The 26,187-nt window shown below is 62.8% G+C and carries 31 protein-coding genes; 16 read left to right on the forward strand and 15 right to left on the reverse strand.

The features are described from left to right. Nucleotides 1–112 precede the first annotated feature (112 nt). Together AB4Y32_RS10690 and AB4Y32_RS10695 are read left to right on the forward strand one after the other, a co-directional pair. Nucleotides 113–790 carry a heavy metal response regulator transcription factor gene (locus AB4Y32_RS10690; RefSeq protein WP_368721512.1) on the forward strand — a complete coding sequence of 226 codons (678 nt, stop codon included), beginning with the start codon at nt 113–115 and terminating at the stop codon, nt 788–790. After that, nucleotides 790–2,241, forward strand: a complete 1,452-nt coding sequence (locus AB4Y32_RS10695) for a heavy metal sensor histidine kinase (RefSeq protein ID WP_368721307.1) — start codon at nt 790–792, stop codon at nt 2,239–2,241. Before AB4Y32_RS10690 ends, AB4Y32_RS10695 begins: the two co-directional genes overlap by 1 nt. 48 nt (nt 2,242–2,289) lie before the next feature. Here AB4Y32_RS10695 and AB4Y32_RS10700 read toward each other — a convergent pair whose 3' ends face one another. From AB4Y32_RS10700 to AB4Y32_RS10715, 4 genes are all read right to left on the reverse strand, one after another. Then, on the reverse strand, nt 2,290–3,624 hold the full coding sequence (locus AB4Y32_RS10700) for an ATP-binding protein (RefSeq protein ID WP_368721308.1): 1,335 nt from the start codon (nt 3,622–3,624) through the stop codon (nt 2,290–2,292). Next, nucleotides 3,621–4,283 carry a response regulator gene (locus AB4Y32_RS10705; protein ID WP_368721309.1) on the reverse strand — a complete coding sequence of 221 codons (663 nt, stop codon included), beginning with the start codon at nt 4,281–4,283 and terminating at the stop codon, nt 3,621–3,623. Before AB4Y32_RS10705 ends, AB4Y32_RS10700 begins: the two co-directional genes overlap by 4 nt. Before the next feature lie 199 nt (nt 4,284–4,482). Next, nucleotides 4,483–4,935: a Fur family transcriptional regulator gene (locus tag AB4Y32_RS10710; protein WP_087732864.1), complete on the reverse strand. Its 453-nt coding sequence runs from the start codon at nt 4,933–4,935 to the stop codon at nt 4,483–4,485. Between the two features lie 186 nt (nt 4,936–5,121). Next, a complete protein-coding gene (locus AB4Y32_RS10715) occupies nt 5,122–5,541 on the reverse strand; it encodes a DUF1810 domain-containing protein (protein ID WP_368721310.1) in 420 nt (139 codons plus the stop codon). Nucleotides 5,542–5,824: 283 nt separating this feature from the next. Here AB4Y32_RS10715 and cyoA point away from each other — a divergent pair, with 283 nt between their 5' ends. Genes cyoA through cyoD form a run of 4 tightly spaced genes read left to right on the forward strand, consistent with a single transcriptional unit; the run spans nt 5,825 to nt 9,683 of the window. Beyond that, nucleotides 5,825–6,721, forward strand: coding sequence for a ubiquinol oxidase subunit II (gene cyoA / locus AB4Y32_RS10720; protein WP_368721311.1), 897 nt, complete (start codon nt 5,825–5,827; stop codon nt 6,719–6,721). Nucleotides 6,722–6,723: 2 nt separating this feature from the next. After that, nucleotides 6,724–8,742, forward strand: a complete 2,019-nt coding sequence (cyoB, locus tag AB4Y32_RS10725; protein WP_368721312.1) for a cytochrome o ubiquinol oxidase subunit I — start codon at nt 6,724–6,726, stop codon at nt 8,740–8,742. After that, a complete protein-coding gene (gene cyoC, locus AB4Y32_RS10730; RefSeq protein ID WP_368721313.1) occupies nt 8,742–9,347 on the forward strand; it encodes a cytochrome o ubiquinol oxidase subunit III in 606 nt (201 codons plus the stop codon). Before cyoB ends, cyoC begins: the two co-directional genes overlap by 1 nt. Then, nucleotides 9,348–9,683, forward strand: coding sequence for a cytochrome o ubiquinol oxidase subunit IV (gene cyoD / locus AB4Y32_RS10735; protein WP_368721314.1), 336 nt, complete (start codon nt 9,348–9,350; stop codon nt 9,681–9,683). It abuts the gene before it with no gap. 118 nt (nt 9,684–9,801) lie between these two features. Here cyoD and AB4Y32_RS10740 read toward each other — a convergent pair whose 3' ends face one another. Further along, on the reverse strand, nt 9,802–10,050 hold the full coding sequence (locus tag AB4Y32_RS10740; RefSeq protein ID WP_368721315.1) for a hypothetical protein: 249 nt from the start codon (nt 10,048–10,050) through the stop codon (nt 9,802–9,804). 386 nt (nt 10,051–10,436) lie between these two features. Here AB4Y32_RS10740 and AB4Y32_RS10745 point away from each other — a divergent pair, with 386 nt between their 5' ends. Then, on the forward strand, nt 10,437–11,975 hold the full coding sequence (locus AB4Y32_RS10745) for a NuoM family protein (protein WP_368721316.1): 1,539 nt from the start codon (nt 10,437–10,439) through the stop codon (nt 11,973–11,975). 100 nt (nt 11,976–12,075) lie between these two features. On the opposite strand, the gene AB4Y32_RS10750 is transcribed toward AB4Y32_RS10745, so the two are convergent. After that, nucleotides 12,076–12,552 carry a glycine zipper 2TM domain-containing protein gene (locus AB4Y32_RS10750; RefSeq protein ID WP_368721317.1) on the reverse strand — a complete coding sequence of 159 codons (477 nt, stop codon included), beginning with the start codon at nt 12,550–12,552 and terminating at the stop codon, nt 12,076–12,078. Between the two features lie 217 nt (nt 12,553–12,769). Here AB4Y32_RS10750 and AB4Y32_RS10755 point away from each other — a divergent pair, with 217 nt between their 5' ends. Together AB4Y32_RS10755 and AB4Y32_RS10760 are read left to right on the forward strand one after the other, a co-directional pair. After that, on the forward strand, nt 12,770–13,162 hold the full coding sequence (locus AB4Y32_RS10755) for a RidA family protein (RefSeq protein WP_368721318.1): 393 nt from the start codon (nt 12,770–12,772) through the stop codon (nt 13,160–13,162). Between the two features lie 16 nt (nt 13,163–13,178). After that, nucleotides 13,179–13,853 carry an antibiotic biosynthesis monooxygenase gene (locus AB4Y32_RS10760; protein ID WP_368721319.1) on the forward strand — a complete coding sequence of 225 codons (675 nt, stop codon included), beginning with the start codon at nt 13,179–13,181 and terminating at the stop codon, nt 13,851–13,853. On the opposite strand, the gene AB4Y32_RS10765 is transcribed toward AB4Y32_RS10760, so the two are convergent. After that, nucleotides 13,854–14,711, reverse strand: coding sequence for an oxidoreductase (locus AB4Y32_RS10765; protein ID WP_368721320.1), 858 nt, complete (start codon nt 14,709–14,711; stop codon nt 13,854–13,856). A 135-nt stretch (nt 14,712–14,846) separates the two neighbouring features. Further along, nucleotides 14,847–15,113, reverse strand: coding sequence for a cupin domain-containing protein (locus AB4Y32_RS10770; protein WP_368721321.1), 267 nt, complete (start codon nt 15,111–15,113; stop codon nt 14,847–14,849). 217 nt (nt 15,114–15,330) lie between these two features. Between AB4Y32_RS10770 and AB4Y32_RS10775 the strand changes: the two genes are divergently transcribed. From AB4Y32_RS10775 to AB4Y32_RS10785, 3 genes are all read left to right on the forward strand, one after another. Next, nucleotides 15,331–15,750, forward strand: coding sequence for a secondary thiamine-phosphate synthase enzyme YjbQ (locus AB4Y32_RS10775; protein ID WP_368721322.1), 420 nt, complete (start codon nt 15,331–15,333; stop codon nt 15,748–15,750). A gap of 79 nt (nt 15,751–15,829) precedes the next feature. Continuing rightward, a complete protein-coding gene (locus AB4Y32_RS10780; protein WP_368721323.1) occupies nt 15,830–16,180 on the forward strand; it encodes a hypothetical protein in 351 nt (116 codons plus the stop codon). 235 nt (nt 16,181–16,415) lie between these two features. Then, complete coding sequence (locus AB4Y32_RS10785; RefSeq protein WP_368721324.1) at nt 16,416–16,607, forward strand: DUF3562 domain-containing protein; 192 nt, start codon at nt 16,416–16,418, stop codon at nt 16,605–16,607. A gap of 195 nt (nt 16,608–16,802) precedes the next feature. Here the strand turns inward: AB4Y32_RS10785 and AB4Y32_RS10790 are convergent, their stop codons facing one another. The 4 genes from AB4Y32_RS10790 to AB4Y32_RS10805 all read right to left on the reverse strand — a co-directional run bounded on the left by AB4Y32_RS10790 (nt 16,803) and on the right by AB4Y32_RS10805 (nt 19,703). Next, nucleotides 16,803–17,648: a CHAD domain-containing protein gene (locus AB4Y32_RS10790; RefSeq protein ID WP_368721325.1), complete on the reverse strand. Its 846-nt coding sequence runs from the start codon at nt 17,646–17,648 to the stop codon at nt 16,803–16,805. Nucleotides 17,649–17,773: 125 nt separating this feature from the next. After that, a complete protein-coding gene (locus AB4Y32_RS10795; RefSeq protein WP_439899771.1) occupies nt 17,774–18,214 on the reverse strand; it encodes a low molecular weight phosphatase family protein in 441 nt (146 codons plus the stop codon). A gap of 348 nt (nt 18,215–18,562) precedes the next feature. Beyond that, nucleotides 18,563–18,967, reverse strand: coding sequence for an FKBP-type peptidyl-prolyl cis-trans isomerase (locus AB4Y32_RS10800; RefSeq protein ID WP_368721327.1), 405 nt, complete (start codon nt 18,965–18,967; stop codon nt 18,563–18,565). A gap of 202 nt (nt 18,968–19,169) precedes the next feature. Then, nucleotides 19,170–19,703: a carboxymuconolactone decarboxylase family protein gene (locus AB4Y32_RS10805; protein WP_368721328.1), complete on the reverse strand. Its 534-nt coding sequence runs from the start codon at nt 19,701–19,703 to the stop codon at nt 19,170–19,172. A 224-nt stretch (nt 19,704–19,927) separates the two neighbouring features. On the opposite strand from AB4Y32_RS10805, the gene AB4Y32_RS10810 reads away from it, so the two are divergent. Then, nucleotides 19,928–20,827: a hypothetical protein gene (locus AB4Y32_RS10810; protein ID WP_368721329.1), complete on the forward strand. Its 900-nt coding sequence runs from the start codon at nt 19,928–19,930 to the stop codon at nt 20,825–20,827. A 60-nt stretch (nt 20,828–20,887) separates the two neighbouring features. Here the strand turns inward: AB4Y32_RS10810 and AB4Y32_RS10815 are convergent, their stop codons facing one another. Continuing rightward, on the reverse strand, nt 20,888–21,106 hold the full coding sequence (locus tag AB4Y32_RS10815; protein WP_087732885.1) for a hypothetical protein: 219 nt from the start codon (nt 21,104–21,106) through the stop codon (nt 20,888–20,890). A 564-nt stretch (nt 21,107–21,670) separates the two neighbouring features. Between AB4Y32_RS10815 and AB4Y32_RS10820 the strand changes: the two genes are divergently transcribed. Beyond that, nucleotides 21,671–22,051, forward strand: a complete 381-nt coding sequence (locus tag AB4Y32_RS10820) for a response regulator (RefSeq protein ID WP_368721330.1) — start codon at nt 21,671–21,673, stop codon at nt 22,049–22,051. Between the two features lie 110 nt (nt 22,052–22,161). Beyond that, a complete protein-coding gene (locus AB4Y32_RS10825) occupies nt 22,162–23,721 on the forward strand; it encodes a phospholipase D family protein (RefSeq protein ID WP_368721331.1) in 1,560 nt (519 codons plus the stop codon). A 38-nt stretch (nt 23,722–23,759) separates the two neighbouring features. Here the strand turns inward: AB4Y32_RS10825 and AB4Y32_RS10830 are convergent, their stop codons facing one another. Next, entirely contained in the window at nt 23,760–24,662 is a 903-nt protein-coding gene (locus AB4Y32_RS10830) for a LysR family transcriptional regulator (protein WP_368721332.1), read from the reverse strand. A 75-nt stretch (nt 24,663–24,737) separates the two neighbouring features. Between AB4Y32_RS10830 and AB4Y32_RS10835 the strand changes: the two genes are divergently transcribed. Continuing rightward, complete coding sequence (locus AB4Y32_RS10835) at nt 24,738–25,496, forward strand: sulfite exporter TauE/SafE family protein (RefSeq protein ID WP_368721333.1); 759 nt, start codon at nt 24,738–24,740, stop codon at nt 25,494–25,496. 62 nt (nt 25,497–25,558) lie between these two features. Here AB4Y32_RS10835 and AB4Y32_RS10840 read toward each other — a convergent pair whose 3' ends face one another. Further along, complete coding sequence (locus AB4Y32_RS10840) at nt 25,559–26,182, reverse strand: hypothetical protein (protein WP_368721513.1); 624 nt, start codon at nt 26,180–26,182, stop codon at nt 25,559–25,561. Nucleotides 26,183–26,187: the final 5 nt, after the last annotated feature.

The following is a 26,187-nucleotide window of genomic DNA, read 5'->3' on the forward strand; positions in this document are numbered from 1 at the left end:
TTTTTTATTCGCACGGCTTGCCAACGCACGCATCCGCACATTACCGAAATGTAATCAGCCCTCATCCCCATGCCGGTATGATTAAAAAATCAATCCGCAGCGGAGCATGGCGATGCGCATCCTCGTGATCGAAGACGAGCCCAAAACGGCCGCGTATCTGAAGAAAGGGCTGGAGGAATCCGGCTATTCGGTCGAAGTGGCGAACGACGGCTCACATGGGCTGCTTCTCGCGCAAGAGGAGGACTACGACGTCATCGTTCTCGACGTGATGCTGCCGTGGATGGACGGCTGGACCGTCGTGAAGACGCTGCGCGCGACGCGCACCACGCCTGTGCTCTTTCTCACCGCGCGCGACGATGTCGACGACCGCGTGCGCGGCCTCGAACTCGGCGGCGACGATTATCTCGTCAAGCCCTTTGCATTCGTCGAGCTGCTCGCGCGCGTGCGCACGCTCGCACGACGCGGCCCGCCGCGCGAAAGCGAGCTGATCAGAATCGGCGACCTCGAAATGGATGTGAACCGGCGTCGCGTCAAACGCGGCGGAACGCGCATCGATCTCACGCCGCGCGAGTTCTCGCTGCTGCAGCTGCTCGCGCGCCGCCACGGCGAAGTGTTGAGCCGCACGCAGATCGCGTCGTACGTGTGGGACATGAATTTCGACAGCGACACGAATGTCGTCGAAGTCGCGATTCGCCGCTTGCGCAGCAAGGTCGACGACAACTTTCCCGTCAAGCTGATTCACACAGTGCGCGGCGTCGGCTATGTACTCGAAATCAAGGAATCGGCCTGATGCGCGGCCGCTCGATCACCGCCACGCTCGCGCTCGCATTCGGGGCGACGACGCTCGCGGTGTTCGTGCTGGTCGGCAGCTTTCTCTATCGCGCGCTGGAACGGGAAGTCAGCTCGCAGGACGACATGAGCATCGTGCTCGCCGCGCGCCACGCGCGCCGCCTCGCGGCGGAGATCGATACGACGGCGGGCATTCGCGAGCACGGCGACCGCATCACGAGCATCGTGCTGGGCAATCCGGGCATGTCGATGGAAGTGTTCGATCCCGATGGGCAACTGGCGATCGAACACAACGCGGTGAGCACGCTCGGCGCGGCGATGCCCATCGGCGACAGCTCGATTCTGTCCGCGGGGCGCTCCATTGCGCGAGTGCCCGAAACGGCGCGCATCACGGAAGCTTCGATCGCCGGCTGGACGAACGGGACAGGCTCGCCGATACGCGGCATTGCGACGGATGCGAAGCTGCGCGGCGGCGAAATGGTCAGCATCCTGATCGCGCGCAACATGAGCGACCGCTATGCGCTGCTCGATCACTATCGCGACACGCTCAAGATCTACGGCACCATCGGCGTGATTCTGACCACCGTGCTGAGCTATCTGCTGATACGCGCGGCGATGCGGCCCGTGCGCGATATCGCGGCGAGCGCGAGCGAAGTCACCGTCAACCGGCTGAATACGCGTATCGCCGTGGCCAGCGTGCCGCGCGAACTCGAAACGCTGGTGACGACGCTCAACGCGATGCTCGAACGCATGGATCATGGCTTCAAGCAGATGTCGCGCTTTACGGCCGATCTCGCGCATGACATGCGTACGCCACTGAGCAACATGCGCGGCGCAACGGAAGTCGCGCTCGCGCGTCCGCGTTCCGCCGACGAATACGAAGCGCTGCTCGCATCCAACCTGGAGGAATGCGAGCGGCTGTCACGGATGATCGAGAACGTGTTGTTCCTCGCGCGCGCGGAGCATCCGCAGTTCGTCAAGCACATGCGCGTATTCGATGCCGTGCAGGAGCTGACGCATATCGGCGAGTACTTCGAGGGCGTCGCCGAAGATGCCGACGTGCGCATACGCGTGACGGGCTCAGCGATGCTCACCGCTGATCTCGAACTGTTCCGCCGCGCGGTCAGCAACCTGCTCGCCAACGCGTTGCGCTACACGCCGCGCGGCAAGGAGGCCGTGCTCGACGCGCATCAGATGGGCGATCGCGTGCGCGTTACGGTGTCGAACGAAGGCGAACCGATTGCGCAAGAACATCTTGAGCGGATTTTCGATCGCTTCTATCGCATCGATCCGTCGCGCAGTTCGCTGACTTCATCGCGCTCGTCGCAAGGATCGCCGGGATCGACGGGCCTCGGGCTCGCGATCGTGCGCACGATCATGGAATTGCATGGCGGCACGGTGCATGCGGAAAGCGATGCGAGCGGGACGCGCTTTGTGCTGGTGTTTCCGTGAGGGCTGGATCGGCTGGCCTTTCATGCAAGCCAAAGCCCGCCCCTACCCCTACTCCCCCCGCAACCCCGCCAACGTAACCCGCAGCCCCGGCCGCTCTTCATTGTTGTCCATCCGAAGCACCGCGTGATGACGCTGCGCGATCTTCAGCGCAATCGCGAGCCCCAGGCCGCTGCCATGCTCCTTGTTCCCCGCGCTGCGATAGAAGCGGTCGAACACACGCTCGCGCTCCGTCTCGGGAATACCCGGACCGCTGTCCGACACGCCGACGCTGATGTCCGCGCCGTTGCGCGACAGGATCACGTCGACCTTGCCGCCCGGCGGCGTGTAGCGAATCGCGTTGTCGATCAGATTGTTGAGCAGCACCTCGATGCCTTGCGCTTCCGCGCGAACCTTGTAGGCATCGTCGATGTCACGCGCGTGATGGCATTCCAGGCCGAGATCGATTTGCCTCGCCTCCGCAATCAGCGAAAAATCTCCGACTGTGCGCTCGCACAGTCTGCGCAGGCTCACAGGTTCGAACCGCGCGCTGCGCTGCGCGTCCTCGCGCGCGAGCGTCAGCAACTGATGCACGAGATGTATCAGCCGGTTCAGGCGCCCTTCGATGCGCTCGAATGTCTGCTTGCTGCCGACCAGCGAACCGTCGCGCTCCGCCGCCTGCAACTGCAATTTCAGCGCGGCAAGCGGCGAACGCAGTTCGTGCGCGGCGTCGGCAACGAACGTGCGTTGCGACTGCGAGGCGATGTTCAGGCGGTTCAGCAGATCATTGAGCGCATCGACGAGCGGCTTCATTTCGACGGGCATGCGCCCATCGAGATGCAAGGGTTCCAGCGAATCGAATGAACGCGTCGCGAGCGCGCGCGAAATGCTGCCGAGCGGCGCAAGTCCACGCCCCACGACGAAAAGCACGATCAGAATGATCGCGGGAATGAGCAAGGCCAATGGCCAGAGCGTGCGCAATGCGAGCCGCAGCGCCAGGTCGTCGCGCACGGACACGGGCTGCGCGACCTGCACGAAGCGGTCGCCCTCCTTGACGCCGAACACGCGCCAGTGATACTCGTCGCGCTCGATCGTGCGCAGGCCCGCGGGAAAGCGCTGAAGGTCGATACCGTCCAGCGACTTGTAGATGCTCATGCCCGCCTGATCCCAGACCTCGATGAAGAGACGATCGTCGGAAAGGCCTTCGAAATCCGGCGTGCTGTGCGCGAGCGTATCGGTACTGCTGATGTTCGCGGGCACGGAAAGCGCCACCGTGCGAAGCTCGTAGTCGAACAGTTCGCTCGCCTCTTCGCGCGCGGTGTGGAAGATGCCGTAACCCGCGATCAGCGCCGCCGCGGCCAGGCCGGCAATCAGCCAGCCAAGCAGCCAGCGCCGGATCGATGTCACTCGCACCTCTTCAGCCGATAGCCGACGCCGCGCACCGTCACGATCTGATCCGCGCCGATCTTGCGCCGAAGGCTATGCACGTGCACTTCGATCGTGTTGCTGCCCACTTCCTCGCCCCAGCCATACAGCTTCTCTTCGAGTTCGGGGCGCGTGAAGACGCGCATCGGTTCTTCGATCAGCGCCTGCAACAGGCTGAATTCGCGCGGCACGAGCGACAGCAGTTCGCCGTTGAGCGTGGCTTCATGCGTGGCGGGGTTCAGCGTCAGATCGCCGTGCGAATAGACAGGATTGGTTTGCCCCGTGCGGCGGCGTAGCAGCGCGCGCACACGTGCAGCTAGCTCGTCGAGATCGAATGGCTTGACGAGGTAATCGTCGGCGCCCGCGTCGAGTCCGACGATGCGGCTTTCGACGGCATCGCGCGCAGTGAGGATGATCACGGGCGCGCTGCCGCCGCGCCGCCGGTAGCGGTTCAGCACATCGATGCCATCGGCCTTCGGCAAGCCGAGATCGAGCAGAACCAGATCGTAGACGTCGTTGTCCAGCGACAGCTCGGCTTCGCGTCCGTCATGCGCCCAATCGATCGCATATCCCGCGCGCCGCATCGTCTCCACGACGGGCTCGCCGATCATCTCGTCATCTTCCACCAGCAGCAAACGCATCGCGCTGTTTCTCCTGAATAGCCTCCATTGTCGGCGGCATTAGCTTAACGCGCCCTTAGCAGCCTGGGCGGCGCGTCATGCCGACACGAAGATCGCAGCAACCCGCGTGCAGATGCCGCTCGTGCTGCTTCAGTCGTCGATGAACACGCGTCGCCATTGACGGCGACGCAGCGCGAAGGGATGGTTCGAAACGAATGCGTCAGCTGGCGCCCGCCCGCCGCGCCGATTCGACGGGCAAGCCTTCGCATTCGGCGCAGCGGCCGAAGATCACCAGATTGGAGCTGGAGTAGTGAAAGTGATGCTCGGCCGCGATCTTCGCCTGCTGCTCTTCGAGGCCCGGGTCGTACGCATCCTGGATGCGCCCGCAACGATTGCAGACGAGATGATAGTGGCGCTTCCCGCGATTCAGTTCGTAGACGATGCGCGCGTCGCCAAGGGACGCACTGGAGATGAGATCGGCCTCATGCAACTGCGCGAGCGCGCGATAGACGCTCGCGAGACTGCACGCTTCCGTATCCTGCGAGAGCCTGCGGAACACCTGATCGGCGCCGAAGTGCTCGTTCGGAAATTCATGGAAGAGCTTGAGCACGGCAGCCCGGCTGGACGTTGGACGCAAGCCGGCCGTTTTCAACGCCGCGTAGATCGCAATCATGTATGTGCCCCGTCATGATGGGCAAAGCCTCGTAGCGGGCTTCGCGACGCAACATTGTGGCCGTGCGAACCTTAAGAATCGCTTATCGGGGCTGACGAGATGATCCGCGCAACGGCGCTGCGTGGCCCGATGCGCGCGGGGGACGCGGCTTCATGCGTGAGCCGCTGGCCGCCCGTTGAATCACGTTCAGATGAGTTCGAGTGTCCTCTCGTCGGGCTCGCCGTTGAAGTACTTCGCCAACGCATTCGCGAATATGGGTTCGCCTGGCGCTGCCTTCGAAAACAAGGTCATCGACGAACGGAACTTCAGATAGTCCGGGTATCCGAAGATGGTCTCGATCGTCGACCCTTCGACTTCATTGACCGCCTGCGTCGCCTCCTTCAAACGGGGACCGAGCACAGGATGTTGCAAATATGCGACAGCTTCGGGCAATGACGTGATCGCGAATTTTTGGGACATCGGACTCTCTCCGAGCCCCTGAATCTGCGGAAACACGTACCACATCCAGTGGCTCCGCTTGCGTCCGACGCGCAATTCCGCTAGCGCCTGCGCATAAATCGGGGCCTGGGCGTCGACGAATCGCCGAAGGTCGAACTGATCGTCCATCGCGTCCTCCGTAGTCTTCTCGCATGCCGCCCGCGACGCATCCGGCATGCCCGCCAACTCCATACAAACGACTTACAAAGCCGCTTTTTCGGCCGCGCCAGCGGCCCGGAAATCGAAAAAATGCGGCATTGCGACACTATGTCTCACTGCTTATTACGCAATAGTTCGTTCGCGTCAAAGTGCTGTACTGCAACACGTGTTCTTCGTATTATGCGAGCGCTTATAAAAGGAGCAAGGAAATGCAAGCGTTCGTTTGTTTGATTTTGTAGAGAGGGCCGCGACGATGAAAAAAATCGCGGGCCGGCTAGTCGGTCTCGTTTCAATTGCCCCAGCGTTCCTGCTATCGGGGTGCAACCTTGAAGTGCTCATGCCGAAAGGCCCTATCGGCGCCGCCGAGAAGTCGCTGATCGCGACTTCGACGTGGACGATGCTGATCGTCGTGATCCCCGTCATCCTCCTGACGCTGCTGTTCGCCTGGCGTTATCGCGCCTCGAACAAGGCGGCCGAATACCGTCCGGACTGGGCGCATTCGACCGCGATCGAAGTGGCCGTCTGGACGATCCCTGCGCTGATCATTCTGTTCCTCGCCGTCCTGACGTGGAAGAGCACGCATGAGCTCGACCCGTACAAGCCGCTGGAATCGGACGTGAAGCCGATCACCGTCGAAGTCGTCGCGCTCGACTGGAAGTGGCTCTTCATCTATCCGGATCTGGGCATCGCTTCCGTGAACCAGCTCGCGATTCCCGTCGGTACGCCGGTGAATTTCCGCATTACGTCCGACACGGTGATGAACTCGTTCTTCATCCCGCAACTGGGCGGCCAGATCTACGCGATGGCGGGCATGCAGACGCGTTTGCATCTGCTGGCGAACGAAGTCGGCGACTATGCCGGCGCGTCGGCCAACTTCAGCGGCAAGGGCTTCTCGGACATGAAGTTCCGCACGCTCGCCGAAACGCCTGAAGACTTCAACGCCTGGGTCGCGAAGGTTCGCGCATCGACGGATCACCTCAACATGGACCGCTACTACAAGGTGGCGCAGCCTGAAGAGAAGGCGCCTGTGTCGTACTTCTCGTCGGTCGATCCCAAACTCTTCAACAACATCGTCGCCCGCTACAACAACGGTCACGTCGTCGACAACATGAAGGACGCGAACTGTGGGCCTAACGGTACCAAGGGGTAAGCATGTTCGGTAAATTAACCCTCGCGGACATTCCGTACCACGAGCCGATCATCATGGTCGCGGGCGCGGGCATGATCCTCGGCGCGCTCGCCGTGCTCGGCGCAATCACGTATTTCGGCAAGTGGCGCTATCTGTGGACCGAATGGCTCACGTCCGTCGACCACAAGAAGCTCGGCGTGATGTACATCATCGTCGCCCTCATCATGCTGCTGCGCGGCTTCGCCGACGCGATCATGATGCGCACGCAGCTCGCGCTCGCGTATCACGCACCCGGCTATCTGCCGCCGCATCACTACGATCAGATCTTCACGGCGCACGGCGTGATCATGATCTTCTTCATGGCGATGGCCTTCATGGTCGGCCTGATGAACATCATCGTTCCGCTGCAGATCGGCGCGCGCGACGTCGCGTTCCCGTTCCTGAACTCGCTGTCGTTCTGGATGACGGCGATCAGCGCGGTCCTGATCAACATCTCGCTGCTGATCGGCGAGTTCGCGCAGGTCGGCTGGCTCGCGTATCCGCCGCTGTCCGAGCTGCAGTTCAGTCCCGGCGTCGGCGTCGACTACTACCTGTGGAGTATTCAGCTCTCGGGTATCGGTACGCTGCTGACAGGCGTGAACTTCTTCGTGACCATCATCAAGATGCGCGCGCCCGGCATGACGCTGATGAAGATGCCCGTGTTCACGTGGACTTCGCTGTGCGCGAACGTGCTGATCATGGCATCGTTCCCGATCCTGACCGTCGCGCTCGCGCTGCTCGGCCTGGACCGTTACCTCGGCATGCACTTCTTCACGAACGAAGCCGGCGGCAACGCGATGCTGTACCTGAACCTGATCTGGGCATGGGGCCACCCCGAGGTCTACATCCTGATCCTGCCGGCGTTCGGCATCTTCTCGGAAGTCATCGCGACGTTCGCAAAGAAGCCGCTGTTCGGCTACAAGACCATGGTCTGGGCGACCTGCGCGATCATGGTCCTGTCGTTCCTCGTGTGGCTGCACCACTTCTTCACGATGGGCTCGGGCGCCGACGTCAACGCGTTCTTCGGCATTGCGACGATGATCATCGCGGTCCCGACGGGCGTGAAGGTGTTCAACTGGCTCTTCACGATGTACAAGGGCCGCATTCAGTTCACGACGCCGGTGCTGTGGACGGTCGGCTTCATGGTCACGTTCACGATCGGCGGCATGACGGGTGTGATGCTGGCGATTCCGGGCGCGGACTTCATGCTGCACAACAGCCTGTTCCTAATCGCTCACTTCCACAACGTGATCATCGGCGGCGTGCTGTTCGGCTACGTCGCGGGCATGAACTACTGGTTCCCGAAGGCCTTCGGCTTCAAGCTGAACGAGAAGCTCGGCAAGGCGGCATTCTGGTTCTGGCAGATCGGCTTCTGGGTTGCGTTCACGCCGCTGTACGTGCTCGGCTTCATGGGCATGACGCGTCGTCTGAACCACTACGACAACCCGGCATGGCATCCGTGGCTGCTCGTCGCCGAAGTGGGCGCCGTGCTCGTCGCGATGGGTATCGCGTGCCAGCTGCTGCAACTCGTCGTGTCGATCCGCGATCGCAACAAGCCGGAAAATCGCGACCTGACGGGCGATCCGTGGGGTGGCCGCACGCTCGAATGGGCGACGACCTCGCCGCCGCAGATCTACAACTTCGCGACGCTGCCCATCGTGCGCGAGCTCGACGCATTCGTCGAGATCAAGGCACGCCGCAAGGTGGAACGCAGCGAGCCCGTGTACCGCGACATCCATATGCCGTCGAACACGAGCGCTGGTGTGTGGATCGGCGGGTTCAGCCTCGTGCTGGGCTTCGCGCTGACGTGGCACATCTGGTGGCTCGCGATCGCGAGCTTCATCGGCGCGATCGCGACTGTGATCGCCCGCAGCTTCGATAACGACATCGACTACTACATCCCGGCCGATACGGTTCAACTGATCGAAGAGCGCCACGGCGCCGGATCGGGTGCAGGTGCAGGCGCGGCCAAGCGCATGCCCGAGCCTGAGGAGATTGCCTGATGCTTCAAAAAGCTATTCTTGCGGAGCCGCATCACGACGCGGAACACGCTCCGTCCCATTCGGTGTTCGGCTTCTGGCTGTATCTGATGACCGACTGCATTCTGTTCGCGGCGCTGTTCGCGACGTTTGCAGTGATGAGCCATCAGTTCGCCGGCGGTCCGAGCGGCAAAGACCTGTTCGAGATTCCGGGCGTCGCGATCGAGACGGCAATCCTGCTGTTCTCGAGCATCACTTACGGCTTCGCGATGCTGGGCGCGCACAAGAACAACAAGAGCGCGACGCTCTTGTGGCTCGCGGTGACGTTCGTGCTGGGCGCGGCGTTCGTCGTGCTCGAAGTGCGCGAGTTCTCGCATCTGATCGCCGAAGGCGCAGGTCCGGACCGCAGCGCGTTCCTGTCGGCGTTCTTCACGCTGGTCGGCACGCACGGCCTGCACGTCTCGGCCGGTCTGCTGTGGATGATCGTGATGATGATCCAGGTGGTGCGCGCGCACGACCTCGGCGAACGCGAACTGCGCCGCCTGACGTGCCTAAGCCTCTTCTGGCACTTCCTGGACATCGTGTGGATCGGTGTCTTTTCGTTTGTCTATCTTGCGAGCGTGATCTAAATGAGCAGCCATTCTCACTCGTCACATTCGGAAGAAAACCACGGCAGCTTCGGCAGCTACACGATCGGCTTCGTGCTGTCCGTCATCCTGACGGCAGCCGCATTCGGCGTGGTGCTGACGGGCGCGTTGACGGGCACGCAGGCGATCTACGCGATCGCGGGCCTCGGCCTCGTACAGATCATCGTGCACGTGATTTTCTTCCTGCACATGAACGGCTCGTCGAGCCAGCGCTGGAACCTGACGGCGTTCGCGTACACCGTGCTGACCGCCGTGATCGTGATCGGCGGCACGCTGTGGGTCATGCATAACGTCAGCATGAACATGATGTCGCGCTAAGCGCGTACATCGCGTCCGATGCCGGTCGCACATGTCGTATCGTGCGACCGGCACGTTCCCCCTGCCCTTCCGCCTCAATAGCGCCTCGATGGCGACTCGATGGCGACTCGATGGCGCATCAGTTGCGCGCCAGCATCTCCGTCGGACGGCCGCGTCCCGTCACGAGACACCCCGACCTGAACGCCTCGCCCTGGCTGCTCGCAGCAGCGTCGTCGAATCCCCGCCCTAGCGCATCCAGCTTCACCTGTTCCGCGCCCTGAGCACAAGCGAACGTGCTGGCTTCGCGAGTCTGCGCATGTAGAAGCGCCCGGTCAGCAACCAGGTAGGCTAAAAGGGCAATCACGGCGATGTGGAAAACTTTTCTCATGGTTCGGCTCCTCGCGACTTAAGCGTATCGTGAACAACGGCCGCTTCAATCTAGGGCAACCCCTGTAAGCAACCGTTGAGTTCGGCGTGCGGAAGCGCTTCCACTGTCGCTTTTTTGTGCAGCGCAAGTCACTTGCTCAGGCATGCGCATCAGTGTCAATAGCCAGTTCTGCAACAAATTAAATTGACTCTTGTCGCAGCGCAACATTATTGTTTTGATGTATGCTCGTTAACCCTGACCGCCTCATGCGTTTTGGTTATGCACGTGCGCAAGTCTGCGCACCGTCCCGCTCCGCTCAGGGGCCGACCGTCGAAATGTCCATGTAAGGTTTTTTTCCTCCCTTCGCCTTTTCAGGCGAGGGCCTGCTATTCGCGTCGAACGAGTAAATGCACTTCCCATCAGTCCTCGACCTCCTGATCTGGGTCCCGATCCTCGCCGGCATCGTCGTGCTGGCCACCGGCTCCGAGAGCGCCCCGAACCGCACGCGCTGGCTCGCGCTGGCGGGCGCCGCCGTGAGCATCCTGCCCGTCATCCCGCTCGTGTCGGGCTTCGATTCGTCGCTGGCGACGATGCAGTTCGCCGAACAGCTGCCCTGGCTACCCGATTTCGGCATCTCGTATCACCTCGGCGTCGACGGCATCTCGCTGTGGTTCACGGTGCTGACGTCGGTGACGACGCTGATCATCTTGATCGCGTCGTGGGAATCGGTCACGAAGCGCGTCGCGCAGTACTACGGCGCGTTCCTGCTGCTGTCGGGCTGCATGCAGGGCGTGTTCACATCGCTCGACGGCATGCTGTTCTTCGTCTTCTTCGAAGCCTCGCTGATTCCGCTCTACCTGCTGATCGGCACGTGGGGCGAAAAGCGCCGTGTCTATGCGGCCGTGCGCTTCTTCTTCTTTTCGCTCGTCGGCTCACTCGCGATGCTGGCCGCGCTGATCTATCTGTGGGCGCAGTCGCACACGTTCGACATCGCCGCGTGGCGCGCGCTGAAGCTCGACTTCACGCCGCAGTTGCTGGTGTTCATCGGCTTCCTCGCTGCGTTCTCGGTGAAGGTGCCGATGTGGCCCGTGCACACGTGGCTGCCTGACGTGCACTCGGACGGCCCGACGGGCGCTGCCGTGCTGCTCGGCATGCTGAAGATGGGCGGCTACGGCCTGCTGCGCTTCGCGCTCCCCATCGTGCCCGACGCCTGCCACTTCTTCGCGCCCGCGATGATCGCGCTGTCGCTCGTCGCCGTGATCTACGGCAGCCTGCTCGCGCTCGCGCAAACCGACATGCGCAAGCTGCTCGCGTACTCCGCCGTCGCGCACATGGGTCTCGTCACGCTGGGCCTCTTCACGTTCGACCGCATGGGCACGGAAGGTGCGGTCGTGCAGATGCTGTCGTACGGCGTCGTGGCGGGCGCGATGCTGCTGTGCACGGGCATGCTGTTCGACCGCACGAAAAGCGGCGCGATCGATGCGTACGGCGGCGTCGCCAACTCGATGCCTAAGCTCGCGACGTTCGCGATGCTGTTCTCGATGGCGAACGTCGGGTTGCCGGGCACGTCTGGCTTCGTCGGCGAATTCCTCGTGCTGATGGGCGCGATCCGCTTCAACTTCTGGATCGGCGCAACGGCTGCGCTGACGCTGATCCTGAGCGCCGCATACACGCTGTGGATGTACAAGCGCGTGATGTTCGGCGCGATCCGCAATACGCGCGTCGCGAGCCTGCGCGATCTGTGCAAGCGCGAGTTCGCGCTGCTCGGTGCGATGGCCGTGCTGGTGCTCGCGATCGGCGTGCATCCTAAGACGTTCACCGACGCAATCGGCCCGTCCGCGGAAAATCTCGTCGCGCAGGCACAAGGCTCCGCGCTGCCGGCCGATACGGGCGTCGCGTCGAACAACCACGCGACGGTGGCCGTTGCGAATCGCCTGCCGGGTTGAGCGCGATTGCCAGCGTTAGCTGTCTGAACGAAACGTGCGGTTGAAACGTGAAGCGGCCTCGCATTGCGAGGTCGTTTTGCTTTTGAACGTCACGCATCATTCAGACTGTCACGCGCGTCACGCCGCCGCTCGACAGCAACCGGACGCGTTCGCCCGCATAGAACATCGGACCGTCGACGCTTTGCGTCACGGCGCGCAGTGAGCCGTCGTCGAGCCGTACGGTGATTTCGACGCCGTGCTTCTGCGCGAAATGGTTCTGCACCTGATCGCCCGCCACTGCGCCCGCAATGCCGCCGATGACGCCCGACAGCAGCGAGCCGTGCCCTCCGCCGATCGAGCTTCCCGCGACGGCATCCAGCAGCCCGCCGCCGAGCGCGCCGAGTACGCCGGGCTGTCCATTGCTCGCATCGATGGTGACGCCGCGCACGCTTTCGACGGTCCCGGAGCGCACCGTTTCTTCACGCTGCGCCTGCGACGCCGAATAGACATTGGCGGCTCCGTCGAATGTCGCACAGCCGCTCAGCGCGAGCGAAACGACGAGCACCGACGAGCATGCCTTGACCCATGACCTGTTCATGATTTTCCCCTCTCACCGCAGCGCGCCGGATGATGCGGCGCGCAGCGTGTTGAATCGATGGGTGCATCGTAGGCTCGAAGAATGAGCGAAGAATGAGGTGGTTTCCTGCACGCATTCATGCTCATGCGCGCCCGTCTGTCATTTCGCTTCGCTCTGAAACATCATCGCAGCCGATGGCGTTACGATGGCTTCGACATCACGCACGAGGAGCATCGCAATGAAACGCGAGATCATCCGGGTCGAACCGCTGTCGAGCTGGCTCGAACGATTCAAGGCGCCGACTTCCGTCGTCACGCGGCACGGCGACACGATCTATGTATCGGGTCTGCCGCCGTTCGATCCCGCAACGGGCGAAGTCGTGGATGCGCCGCTCGAACGTCAAGCGGAACTCGTGCTCGAACAGTTGAAGCTGTGTGTCGAGACAGCGGGCTCGTCGCTCGATAATGTGTTGAAGTGCAATGTCTACTGCACTTCGGTCGAGCAGTTCGCGACCGTCAGTGCTATTTACGCGCGCTATTTCCCGAACGATCCGCCCGCGCGCATTTTCGTTGGCGTGCCCGCGTGGCCAGGGCACTTCGATATCGAAATCGATTGCATCGCAGCCGTCTGAATACGGGGAGGACACGATGTTTTCAGTGCTGTTCGAAGTGCGTCCGCGCGCCGGTCAATGGGACGCGTATCTCGGCTACGCGAAGAAACTGAAGCCGGAACTTGAGCAGATCGATGGTTTCATCGACAACATTCGCTATCGCAGTCTCACGCGCGAAGGGTGGCTGCTGTCGCTATCGAGTTGGCGCGATGAAAAAGCGCTCGTGCGCTGGCGCACGCAAGCGCTGCATCACGGGATGCAGGAGAAGGGCCGCGCGCAGACGTTGCGTGACTATCATCTGCGCGTCGGCCAGGTGACGCGCGACACGCACCCGCCCGAAGGCTACGCGATCGCGGAACAGCGGCTCGACGAAACGCAGGCAGGTGACGCGACGACGATCGTGCTGATCGACGCGCGCCGCGAAGCCGAATGGGTGATGCAGGCGGGCGCGCACGACGTTGCGATCGCATTGGGACTGCATGACGACGCAGCGGGCCTCGTTTCGTGGGACGCGTTCGACGCCGTGCTGACACCTGGAGACGTAATTCTTCTCACGGCATGGCGCGACAGGCAGGCCGCCGACAGCTACGCGAACACGCTCGCGCTACCCGGCGGTGCGCGGCTGCGCAGCGTGCGCGTGATACGCGACTATGGCATGCATGACCGGCGCGAAGCACCGCAGTACTATCCCGACGCGCCACAGCCTGAGTGACTACTTCGCGCCATCGGGAAAGTCGGCGCCGAGGCTCGTCTCGCGCCACGCGTCGATATCGGCGAGCGCCGCATGCAGGCGCTTCGACACCGCGTCGACGCCGAATGCGCCCAGCACGAGGTGACGCGGCGGCTCGTCGGTTTCAGTGATGCGGATCATCGCCTCGGCTGCGCGCGCCGGATCGCCGGGCTGATGGCCGCTGATTTGCGCCGTCGCCTGCATGCGCTTGCCCGCCGTCTCCGCGTAGTCGTCGATGCGGTTTGGCGTCTGCTTCAGCGAGCGGCCCGCCCAGTCCGTGCGAAACGGCCCCGGCTCGATGCAGGTCACGCGGATGCCGATCGGCGCGGCTTCCGTTGCGAGCGCATCGGACCAGCCCTCGACGGCGTGCTTGGTCGCCGCGTAATAGCCCGAGCCCGGAAAGCCCAGGAGCCCCGCGACCGACGTGATGTTCAGCACATGTCCGTTGTGGCGCGCCCGCATGCCCGGCAGCACCGCACGCGTCATCGCGAAGAGGCCAAACACGTTCACGTCGAACTGCGCGCGTATCTCGTCTTCGTCGCCCTCTTCGACCGACGACTGATAGCCGTAGCCCGCATTGTTCACGAGCACGTCAATCGCGCCGAAACGCTCTTGCGCGGCATCGACGGCGGCTGCGATCTGCGCGTCGTCCGTCACGTCGAGCATCACACGCAGCAGACACGCATCGGCATCACTGCCGGGCTCGGCCAGATCCGCAAGCGACGCGACGTTGCGCGCCGTGGCCACGCAGCGCCAACCGCGCGCGAGCACCGCGCGGGTCAGTTCCTTGCCGAAACCGGTTGAACAGCCTGTGATGAACCAGACGGGCGTCGTCGTCATTCAGGGCCTCCTCGAGAGTGAAGTGATCGGTAACGCGCAGGCGCATCGCGCGGCAACGCATGGTCCAAAAATATTAACGGCTCGGCGCGGACCTTGCAGCGAGGCTGCCGCGACTGTCGCGGACCCGTAATGCCTTCATTTGCGGCCGACCAGATATTGAACACCGTCCGGCCCGAAACGCTCCGAATGGTTTTCGTTTGCGTGCAAATGAAATACGTCGCCCGTTCGATACACGCGCTCCGACTCGCCGACTCGCAACGTCAACTGGCCGTGCAGGATCAGCGCTTTCGCTTCGAAAGGATGCGCGTGATCGTCGAGCGTGCCGTGTGCATCGCGTGTCACGGTCACGATTTCAGCGAAGCCTTCGCGCTTCAGCGCGTCGATGAATTCGTCGCGTTCCATGACGGCCTCCTTTCAGTTGCCGATTAACGGCAAGCAATTCGGCATCGCCAGCATAGTCTTTTTTGCAAAGCGAAATCGGCTGTGCGAAATGCCTAGCAATCGATGTGCCGCGACTCGCCCTGTCGCAGAAGATGAAACGCGAAGCGCGCGGTAAACTCATCGACAAGCATTGCATTTCGCAACGACGCGACACAACGGACACATCGGAGAACGATTCATGCGCCAGGCTATTCGACATCTGAACGTGCGGGCGCGCGCTCGCGGATTATTCGATTTCACTGCGGAGATCGCCGCGTTCGTGCGCGACGAATCGATCCAGACGGGCATGCTGACCGTGTTTTGCAGGCACACGTCGGCGTCGCTGTTGATTCAGGAGAACGCGGACCCTTCGGTGCAACGCGATCTCGAACGGCACTTCGCAATACTCGCACCCGAAGATCCCGGCCGATACGAGCACGACACGGAAGGCCCCGACGACATGCCCGCGCATCTTCGCACCGCATTGACGCAGGTGCAGCTCTCGATCCCCGTCGAACACGGCCGCATGGTGCTCGGCACATGGCAGGGCATCTATCTGTTCGAGCATCGCGCGCGGCCGCAGGAACGCGATATCGTGCTGCATCTGATCGGCGAATAACAGCATCGCTCTTTTCGAGTTCAATCATTCGCAAGATGCAACCGCTTATGCGCCAGGCTCATCAATAAGGAATCGAATCATGACAATGCGCGCCCACGTTCGCGACGTCTTGCACGCACGGTTAGCGGTGGCGGCGCTCGCGCTGCTGGCAACGGCGTGCACGCACACGGGCCCCGTCGAATTCTCGGCGACAGGCGCGGATGCGCCGTCGCTGAACCGCTCGAGCGACATGGACTTTGGACCGATGGACCACTCGATTGCGCAATGCAAGACGGTCGCGATGAATTCAGGCCCGGGCCAGTGCACGAAGGTGCGCGCGTACGAGTCGTGCATGAAGAGCAGAGGCTATATCACGGTGCTCGGCCCCGAGAACCCGAAAGGATGCGGCGAGCCCGACTGGGAAAAAGACGTACGCAAGTGGCTTCAATGACGGCGAGCTTTCATCGACGATCCGGTTCTGCGTTATCCACAATTTCTGTGCACAGGCCTGTGGAAAAGTTCTTGCGCAGGTGTGCTATCTGTCTGATCAATCAGGCATTCTTCGCGCGCTGCGGTACAACGGCACCGGTCTGGGTCCGTCGATTGCGAAGTTCTATTGGCAGTGACCGGCCGTGTGTTCTTCAATTCAAGCTTTCGACTAGTGACTGAATGATGGGAGACCCCGGATGAAGACGGCCGACTCGCAAAAGATCGTGCACGAAATCGCAGAATCCACGGACAGTCCCGAAGAAGTCGTATCGCAGATGTACACAGACGCCGTCGAGGACTATGAGCGCGAAGCACGCATTCTCGACTATGTGCCGCTCTTCGCGGCGAAGCGCGTGCGCCAGACACTGCGCTCGCGAACAGGGCACTAGCAGGACACAGGGCGCCAGGCGGCCAGCCCAGGAACGGCAAGGCCCGCGCAATCGCCTTCAGCATCCATCGCGTCGCAACGCGGCTGCGCTTCTATCCGTTTCCATCGACATGACACATGACGTGCAAACGTTGGAGCGCCAACCGGTAGCGCACATGCATTGACGCGTCATCACGAGCGGCATCGTTGGCGCCCGTCATAACAGCCTCGCTGCCGCGCGCATGCGGCGCTTGCGTTCTTTGGCAAGCGAGTCGAGCGCGCGTGCGCTTAGCGCTTCGTCGGAAAACACGCTCGGGTTCTCGCGAAGCAACTGTTCGCTCGCGATGACGTCGTTCAATTCGCCGAAGCGCTTCTGAAGCTTCTTCAGCGAACTGACGGACTTCACCTGTTTCTTCTTCAGCACCGGCTCGAAGAACTCGATCAGATAGCGGAGCTTCTTCCCTGCCTTGCGCACTTCATGATAGGACGCATAGTCCGAGCGCTTCGCATGTGACGCTCGCTTCATGCGCTTCTCCATCGACCTTTGCGCCGACGTGAGCCGCTTGCGCGCGAACTTCGGCAGCGGCGTGCGCTCGTGCGCGGTATTCAGTTTGCGATTCGCGTCCTTGAGCGCATCGCGCAGCGCGCTCTTCACGTTGGCGTGCGCAAGCGTTTCGCGGCTCGCGTCCAGCGCCTTTGCTCGCGCTGCTTCGAGCGCCTCGTGGGGTTGACCTTGCGTGTCGGCTGTCTCTTCGAGCAAGCCAATCAGAATGTCCCAGTCGCGGGTCTTGCCGGCCGCGCTGGCGAAGAACTTGAAGAGCGCGCGCTGCTGCGCGTCGAACGTGTCGTCGAGAAGCGGCCGGTACGCCCACAACAACGAACGCAAGCGCCGCAACGACACACGCAGGTCGTGCAGCACTTCCGCGTCGGGATTGGCGCGCAGCGTGGCCGCGCAAGCGAGCGCGCGGTCGATCAACGGCGTGGCATAGTGAGAGAAATGGGCTTCGGCAGTGCCGTCGTGCGGCAGTGCATGACTGGCTTCGGTATTGGCTTCGGCTTTCATCGGGTTCCCTGATTGTGTAAGCACTCGGTGCCGATCATGACTGACCGAGCAATTCAGGTTCCCGATGCAGCCGCGTTCCGTGGCTGCGGCTTTGGGCCGTTGCTTTAAGCCGTTGCTTTAAGCGGTTACTGGCCGCTCAACAGCAGATCACACGCATCGGGCGCGCAAGGCGCAACCGACGGCAATTTCAATGACGGCCAGGGGCGGCGTTCGGCGGCGATGAAATCTTCGACGCGCTTCAATATCTGCCAGAACGCGTATTCGAACGCGCCCGCAGCGGAGCGCGCGGACGGCGTCAGCGTCCAGTGACGCAATTGCGGCCCGCCGTGAAACGCGCGCATGTCGACGCGCGCGGACTCTTCGCACAAGGTAATGACGAAGTCCATCTGCGGCGCCCATTCGCTCGTGAACTCCAGCCAGCTCTTCGGATTGAGCAGCTCCAGGCTGGAAAAACCGTGACGCAACTCTCCCATTGCCGCCGCGTGGACCTTGTCGGCGGGTTCGAGACCTGCGCTGAAAGCGTCGAAATGCAATCCGTCCAGCTCGCGCAGCAAGGCTTCCGCCAAGATGCTAAGCGCTGCGTTGTCCCGGCAGAGGAACAGCACCCTTTGTTTTCTGGTCACCCTATACCCCGTCATGCAAATCTTATTTTTTGCGGGATTCTGAGCGCGCAGTTTTTCATATTGGTGACAGAATCCCAATCGTCCATCTGACTCGCCGCAAGACCAATTAGGTATCACGCCAATTTGGCTTCTGCCAACCAGCGTTAACGATAATCAAACGATTCAATACGGGATTTGCGCCGCCGGAGCTTTTGCTCCTCACGATGTGGAATGCGAGGCGGGAAGAAAGTGCAGCGCCGCCGCCACAATAGAACTGCGTGGGGAGCCAGGGCGCTGCGCAAAGAGAAATCGTTACTTGACGATCGCGAGCAGTTCGACTTCGAATGTCAGATCGCTGTTCGGCGGGATCGGGCCGACGCCGCGCGAGCCGTAAGCCGTAGCGGCCGGGCAGGTCAGCTTCGCCTTTTCGCCCACTGTCATCGTGGCGACGCCTTGCGTCCAGCAGGGAATCACGCGGCCGAGCGGAAATTCTGCCGGACCGCCGTGCTTGGCCGAGCTGTCGAACTCCGTGCCGTTTGCGAGCGTGCCGCGATAGTTGACGCGCACGACGTCGGCGGCCGTGGGTTGTGGGCCGCTTCCCTGCGTCAGGTGTTCGACGACGACGCCCGAGGGCAGCTTTTCCGTCGATGCAGCTTGAGCGGTGAGCGCCGTTGACGCGAGCGCGGCTGCGGCGAGCAGGGCAACAACTGATTTCACGCGAATCTCCTTGGTTGAAAAAGCGAGCCTCATTCTAGCGGATCGAACCTTGCGGCCCGAGCGCTGAATCAAATCGCTACAAATGAATCCAGGGAGACGCGCTGCCGCACAGCCATACGCGATCAATGCAAAACGCCCGTGACGGGCGGTGGCCAGTCACGGGCGCATGGCAGCCACCCGACTCGAGCGGCTCGCCATTGCGTCAGATCTTCGGAAAATCCACGACGGTATCGTTCACGCGATTGAACAGGTTCGTGAACGTGATGTCGGCGATCGCGAGCAGCGTCTCGACGATCTGCTGGTTGCTATAGCCCGCAGCCTTCACGGCATCGACGACTTCGACGGGCACGGTGCCGCGCGTCGTGGACACCGTGCGCGCAAACGCTGCGATTGCATTCAGATGCGCATCGGCGGAATCGCGCCCTTCGCGCAGCGCGGCGATATCGTCGGCCGCAATGCCGGCCTTGCGGCCCGCCAGCGAGTGAGCTGCAAGACAGTAATCACAATCCGCGACTCCGCTGATCGCGAGCTTGACGGCTTCCACTTCCTTGCGCGACAGCGCGCCCTTGCTCAGCGCGTCGCCCGTGGTCAGCACGACTTGCAGTGCAGCGGGGCTGTTCGTGCCGATGTCGACATACGCATTCGGCACCATGCCGACAGCGCGCTTGATGCCCGCAAAAAGATCGGCGGCCTGGCCGGTGGCTTCGCTGATGGTTTGGCTATTGAGACGTCCCATGATCTGCTCCAGAAATTGACCGAGAGGTGGTTGCGTGACGGGAGTCAACGCATGGAGGCCATTCTAGGAACGAACGATGCTGCGATGAATGCCGGTTCAAATCACCTTTATGCTCGAACGGCTCATCCGCATTTCAGCGCTTCTTTGTTAGCGTCTCTGCTATATTCGTGCGAAATTTGCCCAATGGGTTGACCAGCCACGAAGCTGTCAGCGGGAGCGCCGTCATGAGCACTCAGCGGATCATGCGTATCACGAGGCGACTTGCGTTCATGGTGCTCGCGCTATTGGGCCTGTCGCTCGGCGCGCTGACATGGGCCGACGACAACGCCACGGCGCTCAGGGACAAGTACGACGCGCTCGCGCCGCAACTCAAGTCGAACGCGTTTCATCGCCCGATCCATCTCGACTCGGAAGAAACGCAGAGCACGCTGAAGGGCGATATCTACGCCGTCGTCGATTATCCTTTCGAGCTCGTCAACAGCGCGCTCAACGATCCGCAGCAAGGCCCCGCCAACTGGTGCGAGGTGCTGATCCTGCATCTGAACACGAAGTACTGTCATGCTTCTTCAGGCAGCAACGGCGCGATCATCAGCATGAACGTGGGCAAGAAGACGGAACAGGAACTCGGCGACACGTACCGTGTGCAATTCGACTACCGCTCGGTGGCGACGAGCCCCGACTACTTCCAGGTCAATCTGAGCGCGGCGACGGGACCGCTCAGCACGAAGGACTACCGCATCGTGCTCGAAGCCGCCGACATCGGCAATGGGCGCACTTTCCTGCATCTCACCTACTCGTATGGCTTCGGCACAGCAGGACGCATTGCGATGAAGGCCTATCTCGCGACGCTAGGCAGCGGGAAAGTGGGCTTCACGAAGGCGCCGGACGGCGATTACATCGGCGGCGTGCGCGGGCTCGTCGAACGCAATACGATGCGCTATTACCTCGCAATCGACGCCTATCTGGCTTCGCTCGCGATGCCCGCCGACAAGCGCGCCGCTCGACGCTTCGCGACATGGTTCGATGCAACCGAGCAGTACCCGCGCCAGTTGCACGAGCTCGACCGGCAAGAGTACCTGGAGATGAAGAAGAACGAGTACCGGCGCCAGCAAACGGCGCAATAGGTATTGCACGTTCTTCCGCGCGGCGTGGAACTTCAGAGGCCGGGCGATAAAGCAGTCCGGCTAGTCCCAGTTTTCATCGATCCATTCGATCGCCCACGTTCGCGCGCATGTCACCGCGTCCGATTCGTCGACGAATGAATCGATGTCGCCTGATTGATGCACTTCGGCGGGCGTATGCGCCGTCGCCGCTCGAGTGAGCTTGGCCTGGGCGACGTAGTGACCGTCTTCGTCGTGCCTCGCCCGGCAGTCGATACGAAATCCCTTGTAGTCGAAGTGCATGGCAAGCCTCCTGCAGCGAAGAAAGTGCGATGCAATCCGGGGCTGGGTTTCTCCCGGCGGATGACGGCATCGTAGCATGGCAAATCGCCCGCCAGGCCTTTGTCTATGTGCCCGTCGAAACACGCAGCCGTGCGTTGCAGCGCGGCGTTCGCCCTGTTGCGTTCCGCGCTTGCGCCGCCGCCCGCCGATTCGACCCTCGCGGCATATGGAAAAGCTGCAATCCGCGTGACGGACTTTCATGGTCGACGCGCGGCGCATCTGACACGCCGGGTGCGCGAGGCGGCTTCCGGAGCCCAGCGCCGAAGCGTGCGCGAATTCGCTGAATATCCAGCGTTTTCCGGTATTGCGCGGCGGCTCGCATTGCGGGATTGAAAGCTGGCCGGATGCGAGGATGGAATGCCCGTTGCTGCGTCTGCTTACAAGACAGACAGACGACCAGCCGCAAACAGCGACGGACCATTCAGGGGGAGCAGCATGCGCAACACGAGCTCCAGGCCAGCGCGAAATCGCATATGGACAGAAGCGCGCTTCGCCGCGCATTCGATCCCGCCACGCGTACTCGTCGTGGACGATTTCATCGATTCCGCCGACTCACTGGCTGCCTTTCTCGCCGGCACCGGCTTCGACACGCGCGTCGCCTACAACGGTTGCGACGCGCTGAAGATTGCGAACGAATGGCATCCCGACGGCATCGTGCTCGACGTCGCGATGCCGGGCGTGTCGGGGCTCGCCGTCGCGAGGACATTGCGTGCGTCGTCCGAGACCGCGTCCGTGCCGCTGCTTGCATACACGGCCTATGAGACCGACGACAACTTCGACGAGCTGCGCGCCGGCGGCTTCGACGCCGTCTGCGCGAAGCCCGTCGATCCCATGATGATCGTGAAGATCCTGACGCTGCTGATGGGCGCAGCGCCGACGAACCGCGCCTCTTCGCTCGACTCGTAACGCGCTGCCACGGCGGCGCTCCGCCTGCTCCCGCTTGTTCCCGCTTGTTCCCCTTGTAACCGCCCAACGCTCCCGCTAATCTGACGCGCATCCCGTTGCGGAGCGCGCACATGATCAAGCTACGAAGTCTTCTCGCGGCCTTCACCGTGGCCTTGCTGACTTCGTGCGCGAGCTTGCCGCCGCAGACGGACCGCGTCGAGACGCATGCCGTCACCGATACGCAGAACACGCGCCTTGCGAACGCGTTCACGCGGCAAGAGCAGCAGCACCCGGACGAAAGCGCGTTCCATCTGTTGCCAGACGCCGTCAATGCGCTCGTCGCGCGCCTCGTGCTCGCGCAAGCCGCCGATCGCACGCTCGATCTCCAGTACTACATCTGGCACGACGACCTGACGGGCCGCGCGTTGGGCGCCGCCGTGCTGCGCGCCGCCGATCGCGGCGTGCGCGTGCGCATCCTGCTCGACGATCTCGGCACCAACGCCGACGACAAGCTGCTGCTCGCACTCGACTCGCATCCGAACGTGCAAATACGCCTCTTCAATCCCGTCGCGAGCCGCACGTTCAAGAAGATCGGCATGGCCACCGAGTTCCTTCGCGTGAACCGGCGCATGCACAACAAATCGATGATCGCGGACAACGAAGGCGCGATACTCGGCGGCCGCAATATCGGCGACGAGTACTTCGGCGCGTCGACCGATGTCGCTTTCGGCGACCTCGATGTGCTCGTGCATGGTCCCGTGGTTCGCGACGTATCGACGGCATTCGACCTGTACTGGAACTCCGACGCGTCATATCCCATCGCCAGCCTGATGGGCCGCGAAGCGGACTCCAACGCGCTCACGGAGATTCGCGCGAAGCTCGACGCGTATCTCGCGTCCGAAGAGAACAACCCGTACGTCGTCAATGCGCGTGCGCGGCTCACGCACGTGATTCATTCGCACGACGCGGCGCAATACTCGTGGGGCAAAGCCACGCTGCTCTACGACGATCCCGCGAAAATCACGCGCTCGCCGGGCAACGCGCAAGGGCATCTGATGACGCAACTGAAGGCGCTCCACCTTCAGCCGGAGCATCAGATGCTCGTCGTCTCGCCTTATTTCGTGCCCGGAAAAGAAGGCGTCGCGTGGCTTACGGGACTCACGCACAATGGCGTGCGCGTGACCGTGCTGACCAACTCGCTTGCCGCCACGGATGTCGCCGCCGTTCACGCGGGCTATCAGCGCTACCGCAAGGCTTTGCTCGAAGCGGGCGTGCGGCTCTACGAACTGAAGCCCGTTGCGAGCGAGAAGAGCGACGAGGACAAGAAGCAACTGTTCGGCTCGTCGAAGGCATCGCTGCACGCAAAGACTTATGTGTTCGACCGCGACACGCTCTTTATCGGCTCGATGAATCTCGATCCGCGTTCCGTCGAACTCAATACGGAAATCGGCGTGTATTGCGAAAGTGCAGCGGCCGCATCGCAAGTCGTCGATACGCTCGAGCCGAGCCTCGACCACATCGCCTGGCGGCTCGAACTGCGACCGAATCCGAACGGCACGAACAGCATCGTGTGGATCGATACGGCGCCCGACGGCAGCACGAAAGTCCTCGACAGTGAGCCGGATGTGTCGGCGCTGCGCAAGGCGGGCATCTGGCTGCTCGGCATACTGCCGATCGAATCGCAGTTGTAGCGGCGCACACGTATGGCGGCGCTATCGCGACACCGCGTTTATGGCGTCACTGCATTGAGCGTCATCAGCTGTTTCGCGAGTGCGTGCGCATGTGGCGTGAGCGCCGCGAAGTCCCGCGCGCACAGATGCAGGCGCCGCGACGTCCAGGCTTCGGACAACGGCAGGATCGCGAGATTCGCGTCGCGCAGCGGCTGTGTGCACGCGGCAGGCAGAATCGCGATGCCGACACCCGCTTCGATCAGCCGGCCCAGATCGGCGACGTTGCGCAGACGCACGCGATATTGCATCTGCCGCCCGAGCCGCGATGCGCGCTCCGTGAGATGCCGCTCCAGCGCCGCATCGGAAAGGCCGACAAAGGCCTCGTCGACGATATCGGCGAACGCGACGCGCGCGTCATTGGCAATGCGATGCGCGCGGCTCGCGGCGACCACCAGTTGATCGTCCGCGATCAGATGCGTTTGCAGCGCGGCCAGATCGGCGATATCCGCGACGATGCCAAGGTCGGCGCGCCCTTCGGCCACGGCGCGCACGATGTCGGCGCTCGGCCGTTCGTCGATGTCGACGGAGAGATCGGGATGCGCGCTCAAGAAGCGGCACAACTGCTCGGGCAGAAACGATGCGAGCGCCGCCGTGTTCGACATCAGATGCACGCGGCCTTTCAGGCCCGTCGCATAGCTGCGCAGCTCGCCGCGCATCTGCTCGATCTGCCCGACGATCAGCCGCGCGTGACGCACGAGCGCCTCGCCTGCGGGCGTCGCGCGCACGCCGCGCCGTGTGCGTTCGAGCAACGGCGTGCCGAGCGCGGACTCCATGCCCGAGATGCGCTCGCTCGCCGAAGCAAGCGCGAGGTGCATCGCCTGCGCGCCGCGCGTGAGGCTGCCGTGCTCGACGACCATCAGGAATAGCCGCAAATCGGTAAGGTCAAAACGCGACGTCGTCATCTTCGGCTGGGGCGAACACTGGCATCGGAGAATCCCGATTGTATCCGCGAAGCCGCCGCCGCTATGATGCGTCGCATGAATGGTCTATTCCTTGTAGCGGGCGCGGGACTGCTCGCAGGCGGCATGAACGCGCTCGCGGGTGGCGGCTCGTTCGTCACGCTTCCCGCACTGATCGCAGCGGGCGTGCCTTCGGTTCAGGCGAACGCTTCGAGCACCGTCGCGCTCTATCCCGGCGGCCTCGCGAGCGCGTGGGCGTATCGCGACGGACTCGGGCCGATCGGCCCCGTTTCGTTGCGCGCGATGATCGTCACGACACTGATCGGCGGGATTTGCGGCGCGCTGCTGTTGCTGCTCACGCCTGCAAAGACATTCGATTTCGTCGTGCCGTGGCTGCTGCTGTTCGCAACGCTCGCGCTCGCATTCGGCCGGCGCTTCGGCGAATGGATGCGCGAGCGCTGGCATATCGGGCGAGCGGCCGTGCTCGTGATCCAGTTCGTGCTCGGCGTATATGGCGGCTATTTCGGCGGCGCGGTCGGCATCATGATGATGGCCGTTTGGGGCCTGCTCGACAGCCGCGAATTGAAGCTGCTGAATGCACCGCGCACGCTGCTCGTGAGCGCGGCCAACACGATGGCCGTCCTCGCGTTCATCGTCGCGCACGCGGTGCATTGGCCCGAGACTCTCGCGATGCTGATCGGCGCGACGCTCGGCGGATACGGCGGCGCACACGTGGGACGGCGCGCGCCCGCGCGCGTGATCCGCTACGGCACGCTGACGCTGACGGCGTGCATCACGATTGCGTTCTTCGTGCGCGCATACGGTTCAGGTAAGTGATTTGAACTAGCCGTCACACATCAGCGACTGGCACGACGCTCGACCCTACGATGAATGAGCGCTCAGCCCGCGTGCCCCTGCCGGTGGGGTGCCTGCTGCTGTGCCTCCTCGACGCGCGGCGGCCGGTTGTGGCCGCGCGGTCCGCGATCGTTGCCGTGATGCTCCGCCACGTGCGCCGCGCCAGGCTGCGGACGATGCTGCGCTGACGCATGCCGCGCCGGCGCGCTTACACGACGATCGGCCCGATGCGGTGCATGTGCGTCGCGATGCGCGACGACCGCGTGGCTCGGCGCGTGACCGCCACGACGCGCAATCTCGGCGCGCAGATGCTCGCGTCGGCGGAACACTTCGGCGCGGCGATCGCCATGCGCGTAGAAATGCCGATGACGCCGGCCATCCGGGCCCACCACCCACAGATAGGTGTTGCCGCCGACGAACACCACGTCGCGATCCACGACGCCTGCAATATAGACGTCGCTGGGCGCGGACACGTACACAGGCTGCCCAACGGGCGCAGGCGCCGGCGCGCGCACGACGACGGCAGGCGGCGGAGCCTGCACCGCGACGACAGCGGGACGCGGCCGTGCAGGCGCGGCGGAGATCTGCTGCTCGCTCGTGACGCAACCGGCCAGCGCAGCCAGTGCAGCAATCGCGGCGATCGCGGCGACATGTGTTGCCCGCTTCATCGTAT

The organism is Paraburkholderia phymatum, assembly GCF_040965635.1.
Lineage (GTDB): Bacteria > Pseudomonadota > Gammaproteobacteria > Burkholderiales > Burkholderiaceae > Paraburkholderia > Paraburkholderia phymatum_B.